Here is an 18,439-nt window from a genome sequence, read left to right as displayed (position 1 = left end):
CCGTTAGATTGATATGGATCAGTCAATATGCCATCCAGCATTTACACTTTGTCAACCAACGGCCCATAAGGTGCGTCAAGCCATCAGGTTTTGATTGGCTTTTTCGTTAGGTAAATTCTTTTAACGGCAAATCCTTCTCAATATTCGGTGAATTCGCGGCCGGTAAATACCAGCCGCAAAAGGCGAACGCATGTTCTTTTCAAAGCCAACTCAAGCGGGGTGTCCATGATGCCGAATGCCTCGAATGACGATGTCGGGACAGTCGTTTTTGAGGGCGCCCGCACACTGCGCAACGCCGAAGAGACACATGCGCTGCTGATGAGTGCGATGAAGGCTCATGCCGTTCTGGAAATAGACTGCGGCGCGCTGGACGAGGTGGATCTCAGCTTTGTCCAACTGCTGCTCGCCGCCCGGAAAAGCGCCGGGAGCGCCCAGCGGATACTGAGGCTGGCGCAGCCGGCTTCCGGGGCGCTGCGCGACACGCTGCAACGGGGCGGCTTTCTCATGACCGCTGAACTGGCGGCCGGCGTCCCCGCCCCCGCCGACCAAACCACCGACAGCGATTTCTGGCTGCACACGGAGGCACGATGATGGCCAAGACCGTCCTGAGCGTTGATGATTCCTCCAGCGTGCGCCAGATGGTGAAGCTGACCCTGACCGGCGCCGGATACACCGTCGTGCAGGCCAGCGACGGCGCCGAAGGGCTGGCCAAGGCCAAGGACACGGCGGTCGACCTGGTTGTCACCGACCTGAACATGCCGGTGATGAACGGGCTGGACCTCATCCGCGCGCTGCGCCAGCTGCCCGCCTATCGCGGCGTGCCGATCTTGTTCCTGACCACGGAATCCGATGCCGACATGAAGCAGGCGGCCAAGGCCGCGGGCGCCACCGGCTGGATCACCAAGCCTTTCCAGCAGGAACAGCTGGTCGCCGTCGTGCGCAAGGTCCTGGGCGCATGAGCACGCTGGACCCGGCCGCCATCTTCCGCCAGGAAGCGCAGGAACTGTTGGAGCAGTTGGAGCAGGCGCTGCTCGACCTTGAGCATGCGCCGGACGACGACGACCTGATCAACAGCGCCTTCCGCGCCCTTCATACCGTGAAGGGATCGGGGGCGATGTTCGGCTTCGACGCGGTGGCAGCCTTCACCCACCATGTGGAGACGGCGTTCGACCTGGTGCGCAAGGGCAAGGTGGCGCCCAGCCGCGCGCTGATCGCCGTGGGGCTGGCGGCCAAGGATCACATGCGGTTGCTGATCGAGACGCCCGACCTGGCGGAGGCCGCGGACGGCGACGCCATCCTGCAGTCGCTGAAACAGATCGTGGGCGGCCCATCGGCCGTCACGGCGGCGGCCGAAGCCGCGCCGGACGGGGCACCGGAAGCCGCGTCCCCGGAAGGCGCATCCACCTGGCGGATCCGCTTCCGGCTGGGCCGCGACGCCATGGCGATGGGGACCAATCCCCTGCTGCTGTTGGACGAGTTGCGCGGGCTGGGCGTGGCCACGGTGGTGGCGCGGACCGAGGGCGTGCCGGCGCTGGAGGAGATGGCGGCGACGGAGTGCCACCTGGCCTGGGATGTGGTGCTGACCACCAGCCAGCCGCGCACGGCGATCGAGGAAGTCTTCATGTTCGTGATCGACGACATGGAGTTGTCGATCGACGCCATCGGCATGGCCGGCGAAAGCCGCCGCATCGGTGAAATCCTGGTGGACCGGGGGGATGTGGCGCAGCAGGCGGTGGATGCCGCCGTGGCCGCGCAGATGCCCCTGGGCACGCTGCTGGTCAAATCGGGCGAAGTCTCCCCCGACACCCTGGCGGCGGCGCTGGCCGAGCAACAGCATGTGCGCACCGGCCTGGGCGCCAGCGCGGCCCCCTCGGTTTCGCCGGCAAGCGGCCAAGGCGGGACCAAGGGTGTCGCCAAGGGAGCGGACAGCATCCGGGTGCCGGCCGAGCGGCTGGACGAGCTGATGGACCGGGTCGGCGAACTGGTGATCGTGCAGTCCCGCCTGTCGCAGGTCGCGGCGTCCAGCAACGACGCCGAAGTGAAGGCGATCGCCGAGGAGATCGAGCGCCTGGCGCACGAGCTGAGGGACACGACCATGGGGGTGCGCACGGTGCCCATCGGGTCCCTGTTCGGTCGTTTCCGCCGCTTGGTCCATGACCTGGCCAACGAGCTGGGCAAGCGCATCGAACTGGTAACGGTGGGCGAGGAAACCGAACTCGACAAGACCGTCATCGAGCGCCTCAACGACCCGCTGATCCACCTGATCCGCAACGCCATCGATCATGGCCTGGAAGCGCCGGAGGGGCGCGCGGCGGCGGGCAAGCCGGCGGCGGGGCGCATCACCCTGACCGCCTGCCATGCCGGGGCGGAGGTCATGGTGTCCATCAGCGACGACGGCCGTGGCCTGGACCGCGCGCGCATCCAGTCCCGCGCCGAGGATCAGGGGCTGGTCCCGCCCGGCGCCAAGCTGTCCGACGCCGAACTGTTCCAGCTGATCTTCGAGCCCGGCTTCTCGACCGCGAAAGAGGTGACCAGCCTGTCCGGCCGCGGCGTGGGCATGGATGTGGTGAAGCGCGCCATCGAGGGCTTGCGCGGCAAGATCGATATCGCCAGCACGCCCGGCGAGGGCACCCGCCTGACCCTGCGGCTGCCGCTGACGCTGGCCATCATCGACGGCCTGCTGGTGCGCGTCGGCACCGGACGGTACGCCCTGCCCCTGTCGGCGGTGGAGGAATGCGTGGAACTGTCGGCGGAGGAGGACGCGCGCTCACGCGGGCGCAGCTTCCTGAACATCCGGGGCGACCTGGTGCCCTTCCTGCGCCTGCGTGAGCTGTTCCAGGTGGCGGAGCCGCCGGACCGCTACCAGAAGGCGGTGATCGTCTCCTTCGGCGGGCGGCGCGTCGGCTTGGTGGTGGACCAGGTGATCGGCAATCACCAGACGGTGATCAAGTCGCTGTCCAAGCTGCACGCCGATGTCGAGACCTTCGCCGGCGCCACCATCCTGGGCGACGGCGCCGTGGCCCTGATCCTGGACATCGCCAACCTGGTCAAGCTGGGCATGGCCTACGAGAACCGCTTCAAAGCCGCCAGCTGACGGCAAGGGGACATCATGACAGCGTGGAAAAGCGGTGCGCCGCTGGAAGTCCTGACCCTGGGCCTGCAAGGCGAGGTCTTCGCCCTGGAGGCGGCGCAGGTGCGCGAGATCCTCGACCTCATTCCCGTCACCGGCGTGCCCAACAGCCAGCCCTTCGTCGGCGGGCTGATCAATGTGCGCGGCAAGGTGGTGCCGCTGGCGGACCTGCGCCTGAAGTTCGGGATGGAGTTGCAGCCGCCGACCATCGACACCCGCATCGTCGTCACCGAGGTGATGATCGACGGGGGCCCCGTGATCGTCGGCATCCGCGCCGACAAGGTTTACGAAATCACCCAGGTGGCGGCCTCCGCCCTGGAGGAGACGCCGCGCATCGGCATGCGCTGGCGGCCGGAATACATCCGCTGCATCGCCAAGCGCGGCGCCGAATTCATCGTCGTCCTGGACCTGGAACGCATCTTTTCCCGCGGTGACGCGCGGGACGACGCGGCCGGCCAAACCCAACGCTCCGCAGCCTGACGGGAGAACCTCATATGCGTGTTACCATCAAGCTGAAGCTGGCGTTGACCTTCGCCTTCATCATCATGCTCAGCACCGCCACGGCGGGACTGGGCATCAGCAGCCTGGCCACCATCAACACCACCATGCGCGACATGGTCGCCGGCCCCGTGCAGAAGCTGCAATGGGCGGAAGAGGTGCTGGTCAACCTGGTCCAGATGGTGCGGGCCGAGAAGAACATGCTGCTCTCGACCAGTCCCGAGCAGATCGAGAAGTACGACCAGGAGATCACGCGCTACCGCCAGGACTTCGCCGACCTGGTCGGCAAGGTCCAGGCCATCATCAGCGCCGAGGGCAAACCGAAATGGCAGGCGCTGCAGGGGACCTGGCAGCAGTTCCTGGCCGCCGACGACAAGATGCGGGAACTGGTCAAGCGCGGCGAGCAAGCCAAGGCCGTGGAGATATCGGTGGGCCCGGCACGCCAGCTGGTGGGTGAGGCGCAGCGGCAGCTGGCCGACATCATCGAACTCTACCGCACGCAGATGGCGCGCGCCGACGCCGACGCCGTCGCCCAATACGAAAGCGCGCGCTTGCTTCTGGTCGTCGCCGTGCTGGCGTCTCTGCTGGTCGCCCTGGCGGCCGGGACCTGGATCGCACTGGGCATCAGCCGCGGCCTGAACCGGGCCGGCGCCTTGGCCCAGGCGGTGGCGGACGGTGACCTGACCCGCACGGTCGAGGTGACGTCGCGCGACGAGGTGGGCGACCTGATGCGCCATATCAACAGCATGGTGGAGAAGCTGCGGGGCGTCGTCGGCGAGGCGACGTCGGCGTCGGAGAACGTGTCATCGGGCAGCCAGGAACTGTCGGCGACGGCGGAGGAGTTGTCGCAAGGGGCGACTGAGCAGGCGTCCGCGGCGGAAGAGGCGTCGGCGTCGATGGAGCAGATGGCGGCGAACATCAAGCAGAACGCGGACAACGCCAGCCAGACGGAGAAGATCGCGCGCCAGTCCGCGGCGGACGCGCAGACGAGCGGCGAGGCGGTGACGCGGGCGGTGCAGGCCATGCGGACCATCGCGGAGAAGATCACCATCGTGCAGGAGATCGCGCGCCAGACGGACCTGCTGGCCCTGAACGCGGCCGTGGAGGCGGCGCGGGCGGGCGAGCACGGCCGGGGCTTCGCCGTGGTGGCGTCGGAGGTGCGCAAGCTGGCGGAGCGCAGCCAGACGGCGGCGGCGGAAATCAGTACCATGTCGTCGCAGACGGTGCAGGCGGCGCAGGAGGCGGGCGAGATGCTGACGCGCCTGGTGCCGGACATCAAGAAGACGGCGGAGCTGGTGGCGGAGATCAGCGCCGCCTGCCGGGAGCAGGACATCGGCGGGGAGCAGATCAACCAGGCGATCCAGCAGCTGGACAAGGTGACGCAGCAGAACGCCAGCGCGTCGGAGCAGATGTCGGCAACGTCGGAGGAGCTGGCGGCGCAGTCGGAACAGCTGCAGGCCAGCATCGCCTATTTCCGGGTGGACGGGGCGTCGCCCGCGCCAGCCGCCCGCCGGCCGTCGCGGCCGGTGGCCAGCGCCGCCAAGCCGGCGCCGTCGCCGCCACGACCTGCGAGCCTGCGGGCCGCGAACGGGCACGGGCATGGACACAATGGCCGCGTGGTCCCGGCGTCGGTGCGCGTCGGGACCGGCCGCAAGGCCGCCGCCGGCTTCGCCCTGGATCTCACCAACGGCGCCGGCGATGCCCGCGACGCTGAGTTCGAGAAGTACTGAGGTCGCCTGGCCATCATGAACAGCCTGACCCAAACCTCGCGGGAAGCGCAGTTCGTCACGCTCGGCATCGAGCGCGAGATCTACGCCGTCCCTGTTGAAGCGGTGGTGGAAATCCTGGACATGCGGCCGGTGTTCCGCATCCCGGAAACGCCGTCCTACCTTGTCGGCCTGATCGACGTCCGGGGCCGGGGGGTGCCGGTGATCGACCTGCGGCTGAAGCTGGGCCTGGCATCCAGCGTCCCCTCGGAACACACCCGCATCCTGGTCCTGCATGTCCCGATCAACGGGCGGGAGATCGCCCTGGGCCTGATCGCGGACCGGGTGTTCGAGGTCCTGCCACTGGACCTGCGCCAGCTGGAGGCGCCGCCGGACATCGGCGTGTCGTGGCGGTCCGACTACATCCGGGGCGTGGGCCGGCGCGGTGACGGCTTCGTCATCGTTTTCGACCTGGCGACGCTGTTCACCGCCGATGAGGCGTCGGTCATCGGCCGCAAGGCCCCGCCCGACCTGGTGGCCGGCGCCCCCACCCAACCGCTGCCGGCAGCCGGCGCCCTTTAAGACAATTCGACGATCAAGGATTTCTCGCGATGCGCATGACCATCAAGCTGAAACTGGGGCTGACCTTCGCGGTCATCGTCGCGTTGTCGACCACCAGCGCCGTCCTGGGCATACAGAAACTGGCCGCCCTGGATGAAAGCCTGCACCATATGGCCCAGGGGCCGATGCAGCAGATCAAGGTGGCCCAGGATCTCTATACGGACCTCATGACCGTGACACGGTCGGAGAAGAGCCTGCTGCTGGCGGACAGCAAGGAGCTGGTGAGCCAGTACGAGGCGCGCATCGCCAAGGAACAACAGGCCCTGGAGGCCGACCGCGCCAAGCTGGACTCCCTCACCAGCGGTGAAAGCAACAAGAAGGTGGCGGCCTTCACCGCCGTTTGGAAACAGTTCCTGCCCATCCAGAACCGGATCATCGCCTTGGCGAAAAGCGAGCAGCGGGAGGAGGCCGTGCGCCTGTCCCGTGTCGAGGGACGGCAGGTGCTGGACAGCGCCGACGCGGCGCTGGACGAGGTGGTGGCCCTGGCCCAGGCGAACATGACGCAGACGGAAGCCGCCGCCAGTGCCCAGTATGACGCCGCGCGGACGGTGCTGACCGCCACGGTCGCCATCTCGCTGCTGATCGCGCTGGCCGCCGCGACCTGGATCCTGGTCAGCATCAGCCGTGGGCTGCAGGGCGCCATCCGCCTGGCCAACGGCGTCGCGCGGGGCGACCTGGACCAGTCGCTGGCCGTCAGGTCCGATGACGAGATCCGGGACATGGTGAACGCCTTGAACACCATGATGGACAATTTGCGGGCGACGGCGGGCATCGCCGACACGGTGGCCAACGGCGACCTGACGGTGGAGGCCAAACCCCTGTCCGACAAGGATACGCTGGGCATCGCGCTGAAGCGCATGATCGCCAACTTGCGGGCCACGGCGCAGGTGGCCGACACGGTCGCCGACGGCGACCTGACGGTGGAGGCCAAACCCCTGTCCGACAAGGATGTCCTGGGGCTGGCGCTGCAGCGCATGGTGGAAAAGCTGCGGGATGTCGTGGGCGAAGCGACGTCGGCGTCGGACAACGTGTCATCGGGCAGCCAGGAACTGTCGGCGACGGCGGAGGAGTTGTCGCAAGGGGCGACTGAGCAGGCGTCCGCGGCGGAAGAGGCGTCGGCGTCGATGGAGCAGATGGCGGCGAACATCAAGCAGAACGCGGACAACGCCAGCCAGACGGAGAAGATCGCGCGCCAGTCCGCGGCGGACGCACAGACGAGCGGCGAGGCGGTGACGCGGGCGGTGCAAGCCATGCGGACCATCGCGGAGAAGATCACCATCGTGCAGGAGATCGCGCGCCAGACGGACCTGCTGGCCCTGAACGCGGCCGTGGAGGCGGCGCGGGCGGGCGAGCACGGCCGGGGCTTCGCCGTGGTGGCGTCGGAGGTGCGCAAGCTGGCGGAGCGCAGCCAGACGGCGGCGGCGGAGATCAGCACCATGTCGTCGCAGACGGTGCAAGCGGCGCAGGAGGCGGGCGAGATGCTGACGCGCCTGGTGCCGGACATCAAGAAGACGGCGGAGCTGGTGGCGGAGATCAGCGCCGCCTGCCGGGAGCAGGACATCGGCGGGGAGCAGATCAACCAGGCGATCCAGCAGCTGGACAAGGTGACGCAACAGAACGCCAGCGCGTCGGAACAGATGTCGGCAACGTCGGAGGAACTGGCGGCGCAGTCGGAACAGCTGCAGGCCAGCATCGCCTATTTCCGGGTGGACGGGGCGTCGCCGGCACCGGCCGCCCGCCGCCCGTCGCGGCCGGTGGCCAGCGCCGCCAAGCCGGCGCCGTCTCCGGCACGGCCTGCAAGTCAGCGGGCCGTGAACGGGCACAACGGCCGCGTGGCCCCGGCTGCCGCGCGCGTCGGGACCGGCCGCAAGGCCGCCGCCGGCTTCGCCCTGGATCTCACCAACGGCGCCGGCGATGCCCGCGACGCCGAGTTCGAGAAGTACTGAGTGTTGGCGGATCACGAGGAGGCGGCCTCCAGGGCGGCAGCGGTGGCTGCCGCCGACCGCCTGGGCGCGCGCGACTTTCGTCGGCTGGCCGCCTTCATCCAGGACTACAGCGGCATCAAGATGCCCGAAAGCAAGCGGACCATGGTCGAGGGCCGCCTGCGCAAGCGGGTGGTGGCGACGGGGGCGGCCGACCTGGCGGACTATTGCGCGCGCCTTTTCGACGGTGGCGGCTTGGCGGATGAGGCCATCCACCTGATCGATGTCGTCACCACCAACAAGACGGAGTTCTTCCGCGAGCAGGAGCATTTCCGCATCCTGGAAGAGGTGGCGCTGCCGGAGCTGCTGGCCCGACGCCACGCCGGGCCGTACACCAGCCTGAAAGTTTGGAGCACCGCCAGCTCGATCGGGGCCGAACCCTACACCCTGGCCATGGTCCTGGCCGACGCCAGCCAGCGTCACGGCGGCTTCCGCGTCGACATCGTGGCTACCGACATCTCGACCCGCGTGCTGGAGACGGCGGCCACCGCCATCTATCCGGAGGAGATGATCGCCCCCGTGCCGCCGGAGATGCGCCAGCGCTACCTGCTGCGGTCCAAGAACCGGGCCCAGCGCCTGGTGCGCATCGTGCCCGAACTGCGCCGCATGGTCCGGTTCGGCCGCCTGAACCTGATGGACGCGACCTACCCCGTCGATCGCGACCTGGACGTGATCTTCTGCCGCAACATTCTGATCTATTTTGACAAGCCGACGCAGCAGGCGGTGCTGGCCCGCCTGTGCGACCACCTGCGCCCCGGCGGCTACCTGTTCCTGGGGCATTCGGAGTCCCTGGCCGGATCCGGCCTGCCGATGCGGCCGCTGGGCGCCAGCGTCTTCCGGCGGGAGTGATCCGCCATGACCCGCAAGATCCGCGTGCTGGTCATCGACGATTCCGCATCGGTTCGCCAGGTCATGACCGACATCCTGCAATCCGATCCCGAGATCGACGTCATGGCGACGGCGTCCGACCCCTTCGTCGCCGCGCGGCGCATCCAGCAGGAGGTGCCCGACGTCATCACCCTGGACGTGGAGATGCCGCGCATGGACGGCATCACCTTCCTGCGGCGGCTGATGTCGCAGCGGCCGGTGCCGGTGGTCATCTGCTCCTCCCTGGCCGAGGCCGGATCGGAAACGGCCAACCAGGCCTGGGACGCCGGCGCCGTCGACATCATCCTGAAGCCCCGCGTGGGCACGGCCGAATTCCTGCAGGACGCGAAGATCCGCATCTGCGACGTCGTGAAGGCGGCGGCGAGGGCCCGGCTGAAGCATGTGCCCGCCGCCCCGCGCGTGGCGCGCGAGCCGGAACGCAAGCTGACGGCCGACGTCGTCCTGCCACCCCCACTGGCCCGCCACCACGCCATGGCCCGAACCACGGAGACCGTGGTCTGCATCGGCGCGTCGACCGGGGGCACGGAATCCCTGCGGGTGGTGCTGGAAAGGCTGCCGGCGGCCAGCCCCGGCATCGTGGTGGTGCAGCACATGCCGGAAAAGTTCACCGAGGCCTTCGCCCGGCGCCTGAACGGCCTCTGTGAGATGGAGGTCAAGGAGGCGGAGGACGGGGACACGGTGATGCGCGGGCGGGTGCTGATCGCGCCCGGGAACCGCCACATGCTGCTGCAGCGCAGTGGCGCCCGCTATTACGTTTCGGTCAAGGATGGCCCCCTGGTGTCGCGCCACCGGCCGTCCGTCGACGTGCTGTTTCGGTCGGCGGCCACCCATGTCGGCCCCAACGCGGTCGGAATCCTCATGACCGGCATGGGCGACGACGGCGCGCGCGGGCTGCTGGAAATGAAGGGGGCCGGCGCCCAGACCATCGCCCAGGACGAGGCCACCTCCGTCGTCTTCGGCATGCCCCGGGAGGCCATCGCCCTGGGCGCCGCCGACAAGATCCTTCCCCTCGATCACTTGGCCCTGGAGATCATCCGGGCGGGCAACCGATGATCTCCATCCCATAACCGGCCGGCAACCGGGGTGCGCGACGACCTATGGCCGCAGGTGGAACTCGCGACGCGCGTTGGACCAGTAGATCTTGTCGATCACCGTCTTCGGCAGGCCCAGGCCCTTGACCTCGGCGTTCAGCGCGTCGATCCGCTGGCTGCCGGTGGTGGCCAGGTATCGCCAGTCCGAACGCCAGAAATGATCGGCCTCCGTCGCGATCCCGCCCTCTTCACGGGGCGGATTCTGGGCGCGCTCCTGCGGTGAGGGCGGGTTGTCGGTCAGGTCGGTGCCATACAGCAGCCGGTCCTGGTAACGGATGAAGAAGGCCCGCACCTTGGCGTGGTCGCGCACCGACTGGTACTGCACATTGCTCAGGCGGGCGGCCAGATCGACCACCGCGTTGGGATGGGCGTCGAGGAACCGGCCCAGCAGGTCGACATCCCATTCCAGGCTGCCCATGTGCGCGCCATCCACCGCCAGGTCCGGGTGGCGTTCGATCATCCGGTCGCGCGCCGCCAGGATGGTCTCCAGGCTCGGCTGCTCGGGGTGCAGGTACATGTGGTATTCGGGGTGCTCCCGGAAATAGCTGCGGTCGTTCTCCGTCGTCATCTGGTCCAGCGGCAGCCAGCAATTCTTCGGCTCGCCCTGATGCGCGATCAGCGGAATGTGCTTTTCCGCCAGATGGTTCATCACAGGGTCGAAACCGGGATCGTCCAGCATGATCAGCCGGCCCTGGGCGTTCCTTTCCACCATGCCGATGTTCTTCCAAACCTTGACCGCCAGCGCGCCCTGGGCGAATTCCGCGTCAAGATGGCGGATGGTGCCGGCGGCCCAGTCGTTCCCGACATATCCCTTCATGGAAAAGGTGGTCGCGAAATGGAAGCGCCCCGGGGCCGCCGCCTTCAGCGCGTGCGCGACCTTCGCCTGGTCGGCCAGCGGCGGGAAATCGGGATAATCTACATTGATCGACAGCAGCTCGAACCCGTCCTTGCGGGCGATGTCGAGGAACTCGGGCCCCTGCCGATTGGCGTGGACATGGGCGTCGAATTTCGGCACCGAGGCGAAGTCCGCCTCGGTGTACAGCGCTTCGTCGGCGTTCGCCGCGAACGCGATCAGCGTCGCGGCGAACGCCAGTGCAAGCTTGGCCATGGCGTCGCCCCTCAGAATTGATAGGCCGCGCCGGCCACGAAGGTGCGGCCGTAGGCGGAATATCCGGCACCCACGCCGCTGGCGCTCTGCCCCACCGACTGGCCGGGCGCCCAGGGCAACAGCGGATTGCCGTTGAGGTAGGTGCGCGCCACCGCGTTGGTCAGGTTCTTGGCCTCCACATAAACGTCGAAGCCATGCAGGAACTTGTAGTGGACGCTGGCGGTGACCCAGTCGAAGGAGTCGGCCTTGGCCGGCCAGCCGGGCACCTCGGTGCACATCGAGCAGGCGTAGGTGTAGCCGGACGCGTGGTCCCAGGTGATGTCGCCGGACAGTCCATCCTTGTCGTAGATCAGGCTCAGCGACGAGGTTATGGGCGGCACCGGGTCGATCGCGCCCAGCGATTTGCCGTTCTGGTCGTAGCCCTGGCTGCTGGTGGCGGTGAACTGGGCATGGATGCCCACGCCCAGGTCGGTCATGTGCTGCCAGGTCAGCTCGATGCCGGCGAAGGTGCTCTTGGCGCCGTTGGAGGGGGCGGTGACCGTCCACAGGAAGGGGGTGCCGGGCACGGTGCCCGGCGGACCGCCGATATACTGCATGGTGCCCAGGTCGACGTTCGTCGACACCCCTTCATAGATGTCGTCGCGGATCCGCTTGCCGAACAGGGCGACGGTGAAGGCGGCGTGCGGCATGTAGTACCACTCGGCTGACAAGTCCGCTTGCCAGGCCTTGATCGGGCGCAGGCCGGCCGTGCCGCCGTAGAACAGCTGGGGCTCGCCGTTGATGGCGTTGTTGGACGAGGTCGGCGCCAGCTGGTTGAGGTTCGGACGCGACAGGGTCTGGGCCACCGCCGCGCGCAGCTGTAGTTCCTCGGGCATCGCCCAGTAGGCGAAATTGGCGGACGGCAGCGGGATGATGTAGGAGCCGTGCGAGTTCGAGGCCTGGCCGGTCGCGTATTGCACGTTCCAGGTCTGGGTGGCGCCGACGGCGGTCGGGGTCCACAGCGACACCGGTACGGCCGCCGCGGTGCTGGCGTCGGTTTCCGTGCGCACCACGCGCACGCCAATATTGCCCGACCACCGCGCGCCCGACATCTCCGCCTCGACATAGAAGCTGTCGGTGCGTTCCTTGACGCTGTAGGAGTTGTAGGGGTTTTCCTGCGGCAGGGTCTGCGAGAAGTCGAACGCCGTGTAGGGCGCTTCGCAGACGGTCGGGTAGTTCTGGCAATAGAACGGGTTGGGCTTGCCGTTCAGGCTCCTGAGGAAGTTCAGCAGCGCCGCCGAGTTGAGGCGCGGCAGGGTGGTCGGGAAGGAACCGCCGGCGCCCTGCATGAAATTGGGCGGGCTGACCATGGTGACCACGTCATAGCCCTGCGAGGCGAAGGAATAGGGGTTGCATTGGATGGGGCAGCCGGCGGTGTTGTACAGCGTGCCATACTGGCCCGAGCCATTGTCCCAGTCGTTGCTGATGTCCAGGCGTGTCTTCTCGCGCCGCGTCTCCCCCGCCGAAGGTGAGGCGGTCGATGAAGAAGGCGTTGACGTCGTAGGTGCCGTCGAGATTGATGCCCCGCACCTGGTCCTTCACGGTATAGCCGTTGAGACCGACATAGTGGGTCGACCAGTATTTGTTGTCGTTGAGGAAGCCGGAGTTCATCAGCGCCGTGTAGGAGCAATATCCGGCATTGGTCGAACTGGCCGTTCCCGACGGGCAGGCGCCGAGGCCCAGCTGGCTGGGCGGGATGGCGACATTGAGGCTGGGCAGTCCGCGCACGCTATCGGACATGTTCAGGATGTCCTCGGCGTAGGGCGTGGCGGACACCAGGCCGGCGGTCATGAAGGTGTCCTTGCCGCCCTCGGGCCGATCGGCGGCCGAGCGGTAGGCATCCAGCGCCAGGGTCAGCCGCGACGTGGCCTGCCACTTGGCATTCAGGCCGACCAGCGAGGTGTCGACCTTGCGGGCCATGGTGTTGTTGACCATTTCCGGCTGGAAGTCATTGACCGACACGCCACTGATGATGCCGTTCTGGTAGGTGGCGTTATTCCAGGTCGGATTGCCGTTCTGGTCGCTGCCGTAGGGGAAGTAATAGCTCTCGTTGTAGCCCACCTGCGGGTCCTGCAGGCGGGTCCACAGCCCGTCCACGGCGATCTTCAGCGTGTCGGTCGGGCGCCATTCGATGCTGCCCGACACCGCGTCCCGCTTCTTCTCGTCATAGATGGAGCCGAAGGTGATGCAGCAGGGCGTCGCCGCCAGGGGGCGCGGATTGCCGCTGCCGTCGAACGGATAGGTGTTCGGGCCGTAGATGTTCTGCTGGTAGGCGTTCAGCGAGTCCGTGCGGATATTGTTGTCCGAATGCACGGCGCCGATCAGGATTCCCCAGGTGCCGGTTGAATCGGTATCGGACAGGAAGGCCGTGTACTTCTGGCCGTGCAGGGTCGACATGTCGTTGTAGTCGCCCTCAGCATGGACGCCGCCATGCAGGCCGGGATTATCGAAGGGGCTGGCGGTGCGCAAATTCACCGTGCCGCCGATGCTGCCCTCCAGCGCCGACGCCTGCGGCGATTTCAGCACGTCGGCGGCGGTGATGACTTCGGACGGCAGCACGTCGAAGGCCAGGTCGCGGCCGTCATCGTCGGTGGCCAGGATGCGGTTGTTCCACGTGACGATATTATATTGCGCCCCCAGGCCCCGCACGCTGACCTTCTGGCCTTCGCCGCCGGTGGTGCGCGAAATGGTGATGCCTGGCAGATGGGCCAGTGAATCGGCGACGTCAGCGTCCGGGAAGCGCCCCAGCTCGGTGGAATTGATGGAATCAAGGACGACGGACGCGTTCTTCTTTACCTCCAGCGACTTTTCCAGGTCGGCGCGGATGCCGGTGACCACGATCTCCTCCAACTCGCCCGTGGCGGAGGGACCATTGGCGGCACCGGAACCCGCCGATTGCGCCCAGGCCCCACCCCCGCATCCCATCGCCAGGATCATCGGCAGGATCCAGGCGCTTTGCGGCGTTCTGTGGGTCGTCTTAAGACCTCTCCTCATTCTTTCCACCTCCTGTTCGGTCGCGGCATTCGAGGCCGCTTTCATTTTGATGCGAGCGTCATCACCTGCTCGCGGCTGAAACGGATGCCGCCGGCGCGGGCGGCATAGAGCGCGGCACCGACCACGGGGGTCAGCAGCGGCGCTTGCAGGCGATAGCGATGGCCACCGGCCTCCAGCGCCGCGGCGAAGGGGTCGAGCACCAGGGCGCCGGCGCGGAACACGCCGCCGACATACGACAGGGCCAGTTCCTCGCCCTCCAGCACGCCCAGGCCCGCGCGGACGGCGTCGGCCAGGCGGGCCAGTTCGGCCCCGGCGCGAATGAAGATCGCCTTGGCGGCCTCGTCACCGGCCTGCGCGGCGGCGGCCACGGTCTGCGACACCTGGGCGACGGCGCTGCGCGCGGCACCGCCCGGCGTGTTGACCAGGCCGCACAGGTCGATGTCGCGGGCCAGTTGGAAGCGGGCACGGACCAGATCGAGCAGCGGGCCGGCCGGCATGCGTCCATCGCTCATCTTCGAGAACAGGCCCAGCCCCTCGCGCCCAATCCAATGGGCCGAGCCCTCGTCACCGAAGACCTCGCCCCAGCCGCCGGCGCGGGCGCCACGGCCCTGGTATTCGCCGTAGGCGATGGAGCCGGTACCGGCGGTGACGACGATGCCGTCCTCGCACGCCAGGGCGCCCGCCCAGCCCCCGACCATGTCGTTGCCGCAGCTGTATCGGTCGCCAGCCAGGGCGGTGCCCGCCGCCTCCGCCAGGAGGGGGTCGGTGGCCGGGTCCTCACCCACGGTGGGCAGGCCGAAGAAGGCCTGGCGGATGGCGGCGGGCGGCAGGCCGGCCTGCGCCAGCACCGCGCGCACGCCATCGGCCAGCACGGCGCGCACCCCCTTAATCCCCACCTCGGGATGGTAGGAGGAAGCGCCCTCATGGCGGGCCAGCACGGCGCCCTCAGGGCTGAGCAGCAGGAAGGCGGTCTTGGTGCCGCCACCATCGACGCCGAGAAACATCAGGCCCCCTCCGGCTCGGGATAGATGGTCACGCCCTGCACCACCCGGTTGACCGCACCGGTGCGGCTGGGGTTGTCGGGCGTGCGGCCCAGGGCCAGCGAGCGGCCGAGGGCGAAGGCCTGGGCCCAGGCCAGGTAGGGAAAGCTCAGCTCCGCATCTGACGCGGCTTCCAAACCAGGGACCAGGTCGGCACCCAGGCCGTCCAGGCCATGCCCCTGCCCCGCCAGCACCAGCAGCCGGCCGGCGATGCCGTCGCCGGCGATCTCGCGCGCCACGTCCAATTCATACCGGCGCGCCTGCGGATCGTTGGACAGGAACAGCACCACCAGCGTCTCGCCGTCGACGAAGGTCTTCGGTCCGTGGCGGAAGCCCAGCGGCGTCTGGGCCATGGCGACGATCTCGCCATCGGTCAGTTCCAGCAGCTTCAACGCCGCCTCGTCGGCGATGCCCGCCAGGCCGCGGCTGCCCAGATAGACCACCCGCTTGAACCCGCCACCCGCGGCGGCGGCCAGCGAGCCGCCGTGTTCGGCGGAAACCAGGTTCGCCGCCGCGCCGATGCGGGCGACGTCGACGGGCTGGTCCGGCAACAGGAGACGCCGTGCCGCCAGCGCCATTGAGGTGAAGCTCGACGTCATGGCGAAGCCCCGGTCGTGGGTCGCCTCGGGCAGCAATACGACCAGGCTGCCCGGCCTGCCGTTATGGCGCCGATAGAGGGCGCCGTCGCCATTGCAGGTGATGATCAGATGGCGGCACTGGGCCACGTAGGTCTCGGCGATTTCGGTGGCCGCGACGCTTTCCGGGCTATTGCCCGAGCGGGCGAAAGAGACCAGCAGGGTCGGCACGTCGCGCTGCAAGAGCTGGGCGCCGCCGACCACCAGGTCGGTGGTGGCGATGGCCTCGACCCGGCGGTTGAGCCCGGCCAGGAGGTCCGGCACCAGCGAGCGGCCGATATAGTCAGAGCTGCCGGCACCGGTCAGCACCACGCGCAGGTCGGGGCGCGCCATCAAAGGTGCCAGGAACGCCTCGGCGCGCGGGCGCAGCGCCTGCGCAAGCTGTTCGGTGGCGGCCCACATGGCGGGTTGCTGGCGTATCTCGCGCGCCGTCCACCCGCCGCCGCGCGCCTCCAACTCGTCGGCGGCCAATCCGGTGAAAGTCATTAATGGGTGCTCCGTTGATCGCAGGCGCGGGAGTACGGGGTCAGCGTCTCCCGGATGTGGTGGATAACCAGGTCCTCGCCCTTCAGGGCCAGCGCGCCGGCGCGGATCGCCTCATAGGCGGCGGGCATGTACTGGCTAACCAGGGCCAAGGGGGGCGGGTCGGCGTCGAAGGCGGCGCACAGCCGGCGGACCGCGCGGGCGACCCTGCCGGTCGGCCAATAGTAGCGGATGCGGTCGGACAGGCTGTATTGCAGCTGCAGATCCAGCTCGGCGCCCCGCCCCTCGTAATAGGGCTTCCAATAGGTCGGGTCGTCATGCATGGCGGCCAGCACGGTGTCGCGCAGGCTGGCGGCCCGGTCGTCGCCCTGCCATTCCTGGCCGATGCGGTCGAGGGCCCACAGCGCCTCCCTGAGGGCGAAGGTGACGCCGGGACCGACCTTGAGGATGGCGAAATGATCGCGTACCAGGGCGGCCAGGGCGGTGGCGCTCTGGTAGTCGGTGGAATGGGCCTCGAACACCAGATGCGGCTGGCCTTCGATCGAGGCGCTCAGCTTTTCCGCCTTGGCCGGCACGTAATCGACCACATGGTGGTTGTCGAACTCCACACCCGGCTGGACCACCAGCCCGACCACCCGGTCCCACGCCGCCTCCAGCCCGTGCCGAACGAAGGCCTGGCGATGCGCCTCGAGGGTGGCGCGCACGGCGTCCGGGTCGGTCACCGCCAGTTCATCCAGCGCCTCCTGCGCGCCGCCGGGGACCGGCACTTCCGAGCCGATGATGTAGACTGGCGGTTCGCCGCCGACGGCTTTCCAGGCCGCCTCGGTGTGGCCGCACAAGGTGGCGGTGCGCTCGGCGATCACCGCGTCGGAAAGGCCGCGCGGATCGCCGCCGCAGGACATCGAACAATCCAGATGGATCTTGCGGAAGCCGGCCGTCACATAATCCGCCACCATCACGGCGGCCCGCTTCATCGCCTCACCCGCGTCCATCGTCCGCCAGGCGTTGGGGCCGAGATGGTCGCCGCCCAGCAGCACACGGTCGCGCGGCAGGCCGGCCTCGTCCGCCAGGCCCAGGACCAGGTCGCGGAAGCCGTCGGGGCGAAGGCCGGTATATCCCCCTTCCTGGTTCACCTGGTTGGAGGTCGCCTCGATCAGCGCCTGGCCGCCCGCCTCGCGGGCGTGGCGCAGGGCCGCCTTGATCGCCAGCGGATGGGCGCAACAGACGGAATAGATGCCGACCGGTTCGCCGGCGCGGTGCCGTTCGATCAGATCGAGTATCGCTTTCATGCCTGGTCCTCGGGTTCAATGGTAAGGAGGGCCGCCGCGGCGAAGGCCAGCCCGATGCCGGCCAACTTGGGGACGGCGGGCACCAGCCCCAGCGCCGCCAGCGAAATCAGCGCGGTGATCAGCGGGGCGCCGGCATTGGCCAGGGGCGAAACGACGATCGCCCTGCCGTGGCGGAAGGCGTAGACCAGGGTCAGCGCCCCGATCGAATTGAGGATCTGGGTGGCGGCGGCCAGGCCCGGGCCCGACCAGCCGTAATTGATCGGCTGCGAGAAGTCGGTCATGGCCAGTGCTGCGGGGGCCAGCAACAGCCCGGTCAGCGCCATGTAGGCGAAGATGGCCTCGGCGCTCATCACCGGCGCCGCGTATTTCATGAAGAAGCCCTGCACGCCCCAGGCGACCAGCACCAGCAGCGCCAGGACGAACCAGGCCAGGCCCTGCCCGCCCCCGGCGCCGCCGGGTGAGAAATCGAACAACGGCAGCGCCACCAGGGCGCACAGGATGCCCAGGCCGCCGACCCAGGTCACCCGCTCCCGCAGGAGCGTCGCCGACAGGACGATGGTGACCAGCGGCGACAAGGCGATGACCGGAAAGATCAGATAGGTCGGGCCGATCCGCACCGCGTGGAACAGGATCATCTGGCCGCCGGCGCCCAGCAACCCGACCGCCGCGCCATACATCATGGAACGGCGATCCCAGGGCCAACTCCAGCCCACCCGCCATAGGGCGTACAGCGCCGGTGGGATCATGGTGAACGCCCACACCACATAGATCAGCGTCTCGGGAAAGCCGTTTTCCGCCGGCGCGCCGGCGAAGGCGCCCCATACCCCCCACAAACCGGTGGTCAGCAGCGCGAAGAGCAGCCAGGGACGGCGATAGGCGGGGACGGCCATACTGGACACGCGGCACTCCCTTGATGTCTGTTCTGATAAGTTTCG

Annotated in this window: 16 protein-coding genes; 9 read left to right on the top strand and 7 right to left on the bottom strand. The window is 68.2% G+C overall.

Going from position 1 to position 18,439, the window contains the following annotated elements:
• The first annotated feature begins 225 nt into the window (after positions 1–225).
• The 9 genes from UAJ10_RS03050 to UAJ10_RS03010 are packed head-to-tail and all read left to right on the top strand — an operon-like array spanning position 226 to position 9,878.
• On the top strand, positions 226–591 hold the full coding sequence (locus tag UAJ10_RS03050) for an STAS domain-containing protein (RefSeq protein ID WP_322913895.1): 366 nt from the start codon (positions 226–228) through the stop codon (positions 589–591).
• Positions 591–959, top strand: coding sequence for a response regulator (locus UAJ10_RS03045; protein WP_322913894.1), 369 nt, complete (start codon positions 591–593; stop codon positions 957–959). Before UAJ10_RS03050 ends, UAJ10_RS03045 begins: the two co-directional genes overlap by 1 nt.
• On the top strand, positions 956–3,094 hold the full coding sequence (locus tag UAJ10_RS03040; protein ID WP_322913893.1) for a chemotaxis protein CheA: 2,139 nt from the start codon (positions 956–958) through the stop codon (positions 3,092–3,094). The genes UAJ10_RS03045 and UAJ10_RS03040 overlap by 4 nt, the downstream gene beginning before the upstream one ends.
• Before the next feature lie 15 nt (positions 3,095–3,109).
• A complete protein-coding gene (locus tag UAJ10_RS03035; RefSeq protein ID WP_322913892.1) occupies positions 3,110–3,610 on the top strand; it encodes a chemotaxis protein CheW in 501 nt (166 codons plus the stop codon).
• 14 nt (positions 3,611–3,624) lie between these two features.
• On the top strand, positions 3,625–5,358 hold the full coding sequence (locus UAJ10_RS03030; RefSeq protein ID WP_322913891.1) for a methyl-accepting chemotaxis protein: 1,734 nt from the start codon (positions 3,625–3,627) through the stop codon (positions 5,356–5,358).
• Between the two features lie 15 nt (positions 5,359–5,373).
• Positions 5,374–5,916 (top strand): chemotaxis protein CheW, encoded by a 543-nt coding sequence (locus UAJ10_RS03025; protein WP_322913890.1) that lies wholly within the window; start codon positions 5,374–5,376, stop codon positions 5,914–5,916.
• A gap of 29 nt (positions 5,917–5,945) precedes the next feature.
• Positions 5,946–7,901: a HAMP domain-containing methyl-accepting chemotaxis protein gene (locus UAJ10_RS03020; RefSeq protein ID WP_322913889.1), complete on the top strand. Its 1,956-nt coding sequence runs from the start codon at positions 5,946–5,948 to the stop codon at positions 7,899–7,901.
• A complete protein-coding gene (locus UAJ10_RS03015) occupies positions 7,902–8,786 on the top strand; it encodes a CheR family methyltransferase (RefSeq protein ID WP_322913888.1) in 885 nt (294 codons plus the stop codon).
• A gap of 6 nt (positions 8,787–8,792) precedes the next feature.
• Positions 8,793–9,878 (top strand): protein-glutamate methylesterase/protein-glutamine glutaminase, encoded by a 1,086-nt coding sequence (locus tag UAJ10_RS03010; RefSeq protein ID WP_322913887.1) that lies wholly within the window; start codon positions 8,793–8,795, stop codon positions 9,876–9,878.
• A 42-nt stretch (positions 9,879–9,920) separates the two neighbouring features.
• Here the strand turns inward: UAJ10_RS03010 and UAJ10_RS03005 are convergent, their stop codons facing one another.
• From UAJ10_RS03005 to UAJ10_RS02975, 7 genes are read right to left on the bottom strand one after another with little or no spacing between them, the layout of a single operon-like run.
• Positions 9,921–11,024: an amidohydrolase family protein gene (locus UAJ10_RS03005; protein WP_322913886.1), complete on the bottom strand. Its 1,104-nt coding sequence runs from the start codon at positions 11,022–11,024 to the stop codon at positions 9,921–9,923.
• A gap of 11 nt (positions 11,025–11,035) precedes the next feature.
• Positions 11,036–12,373, bottom strand: coding sequence for an outer membrane beta-barrel protein (locus UAJ10_RS03000; RefSeq protein ID WP_322913885.1), 1,338 nt, complete (start codon positions 12,371–12,373; stop codon positions 11,036–11,038).
• Between the two features lie 10 nt (positions 12,374–12,383).
• Positions 12,384–14,057, bottom strand: coding sequence for a TonB-dependent receptor plug domain-containing protein (locus tag UAJ10_RS02995; RefSeq protein WP_322913884.1), 1,674 nt, complete (start codon positions 14,055–14,057; stop codon positions 12,384–12,386).
• Between the two features lie 41 nt (positions 14,058–14,098).
• Positions 14,099–15,061 (bottom strand): BadF/BadG/BcrA/BcrD ATPase family protein, encoded by a 963-nt coding sequence (locus UAJ10_RS02990; protein WP_322913883.1) that lies wholly within the window; start codon positions 15,059–15,061, stop codon positions 14,099–14,101.
• Positions 15,061–16,218, bottom strand: coding sequence for an SIS domain-containing protein (locus UAJ10_RS02985; RefSeq protein WP_322913882.1), 1,158 nt, complete (start codon positions 16,216–16,218; stop codon positions 15,061–15,063). Before UAJ10_RS02985 ends, UAJ10_RS02990 begins: the two co-directional genes overlap by 1 nt.
• Complete coding sequence (locus tag UAJ10_RS02980; RefSeq protein WP_322913881.1) at positions 16,218–17,504, bottom strand: D-tagatose-bisphosphate aldolase, class II, non-catalytic subunit; 1,287 nt, start codon at positions 17,502–17,504, stop codon at positions 16,218–16,220. The genes UAJ10_RS02985 and UAJ10_RS02980 overlap by 1 nt, the downstream gene beginning before the upstream one ends.
• Positions 17,501–18,394 (bottom strand): DMT family transporter, encoded by an 894-nt coding sequence (locus UAJ10_RS02975; RefSeq protein ID WP_322914492.1) that lies wholly within the window; start codon positions 18,392–18,394, stop codon positions 17,501–17,503. Before UAJ10_RS02975 ends, UAJ10_RS02980 begins: the two co-directional genes overlap by 4 nt.
• Positions 18,395–18,439 lie beyond the last annotated feature (45 nt).

The sequence above is a fragment of the Nitrospirillum guaranorum genome (assembly GCF_034653275.1).
Taxonomy (GTDB): Bacteria; Pseudomonadota; Alphaproteobacteria; order Azospirillales; family Azospirillaceae; genus Nitrospirillum.
Note: the sequence above shows the minus strand (reverse complement) of the source record. Positions and strands in the feature narration are given on the sequence as shown.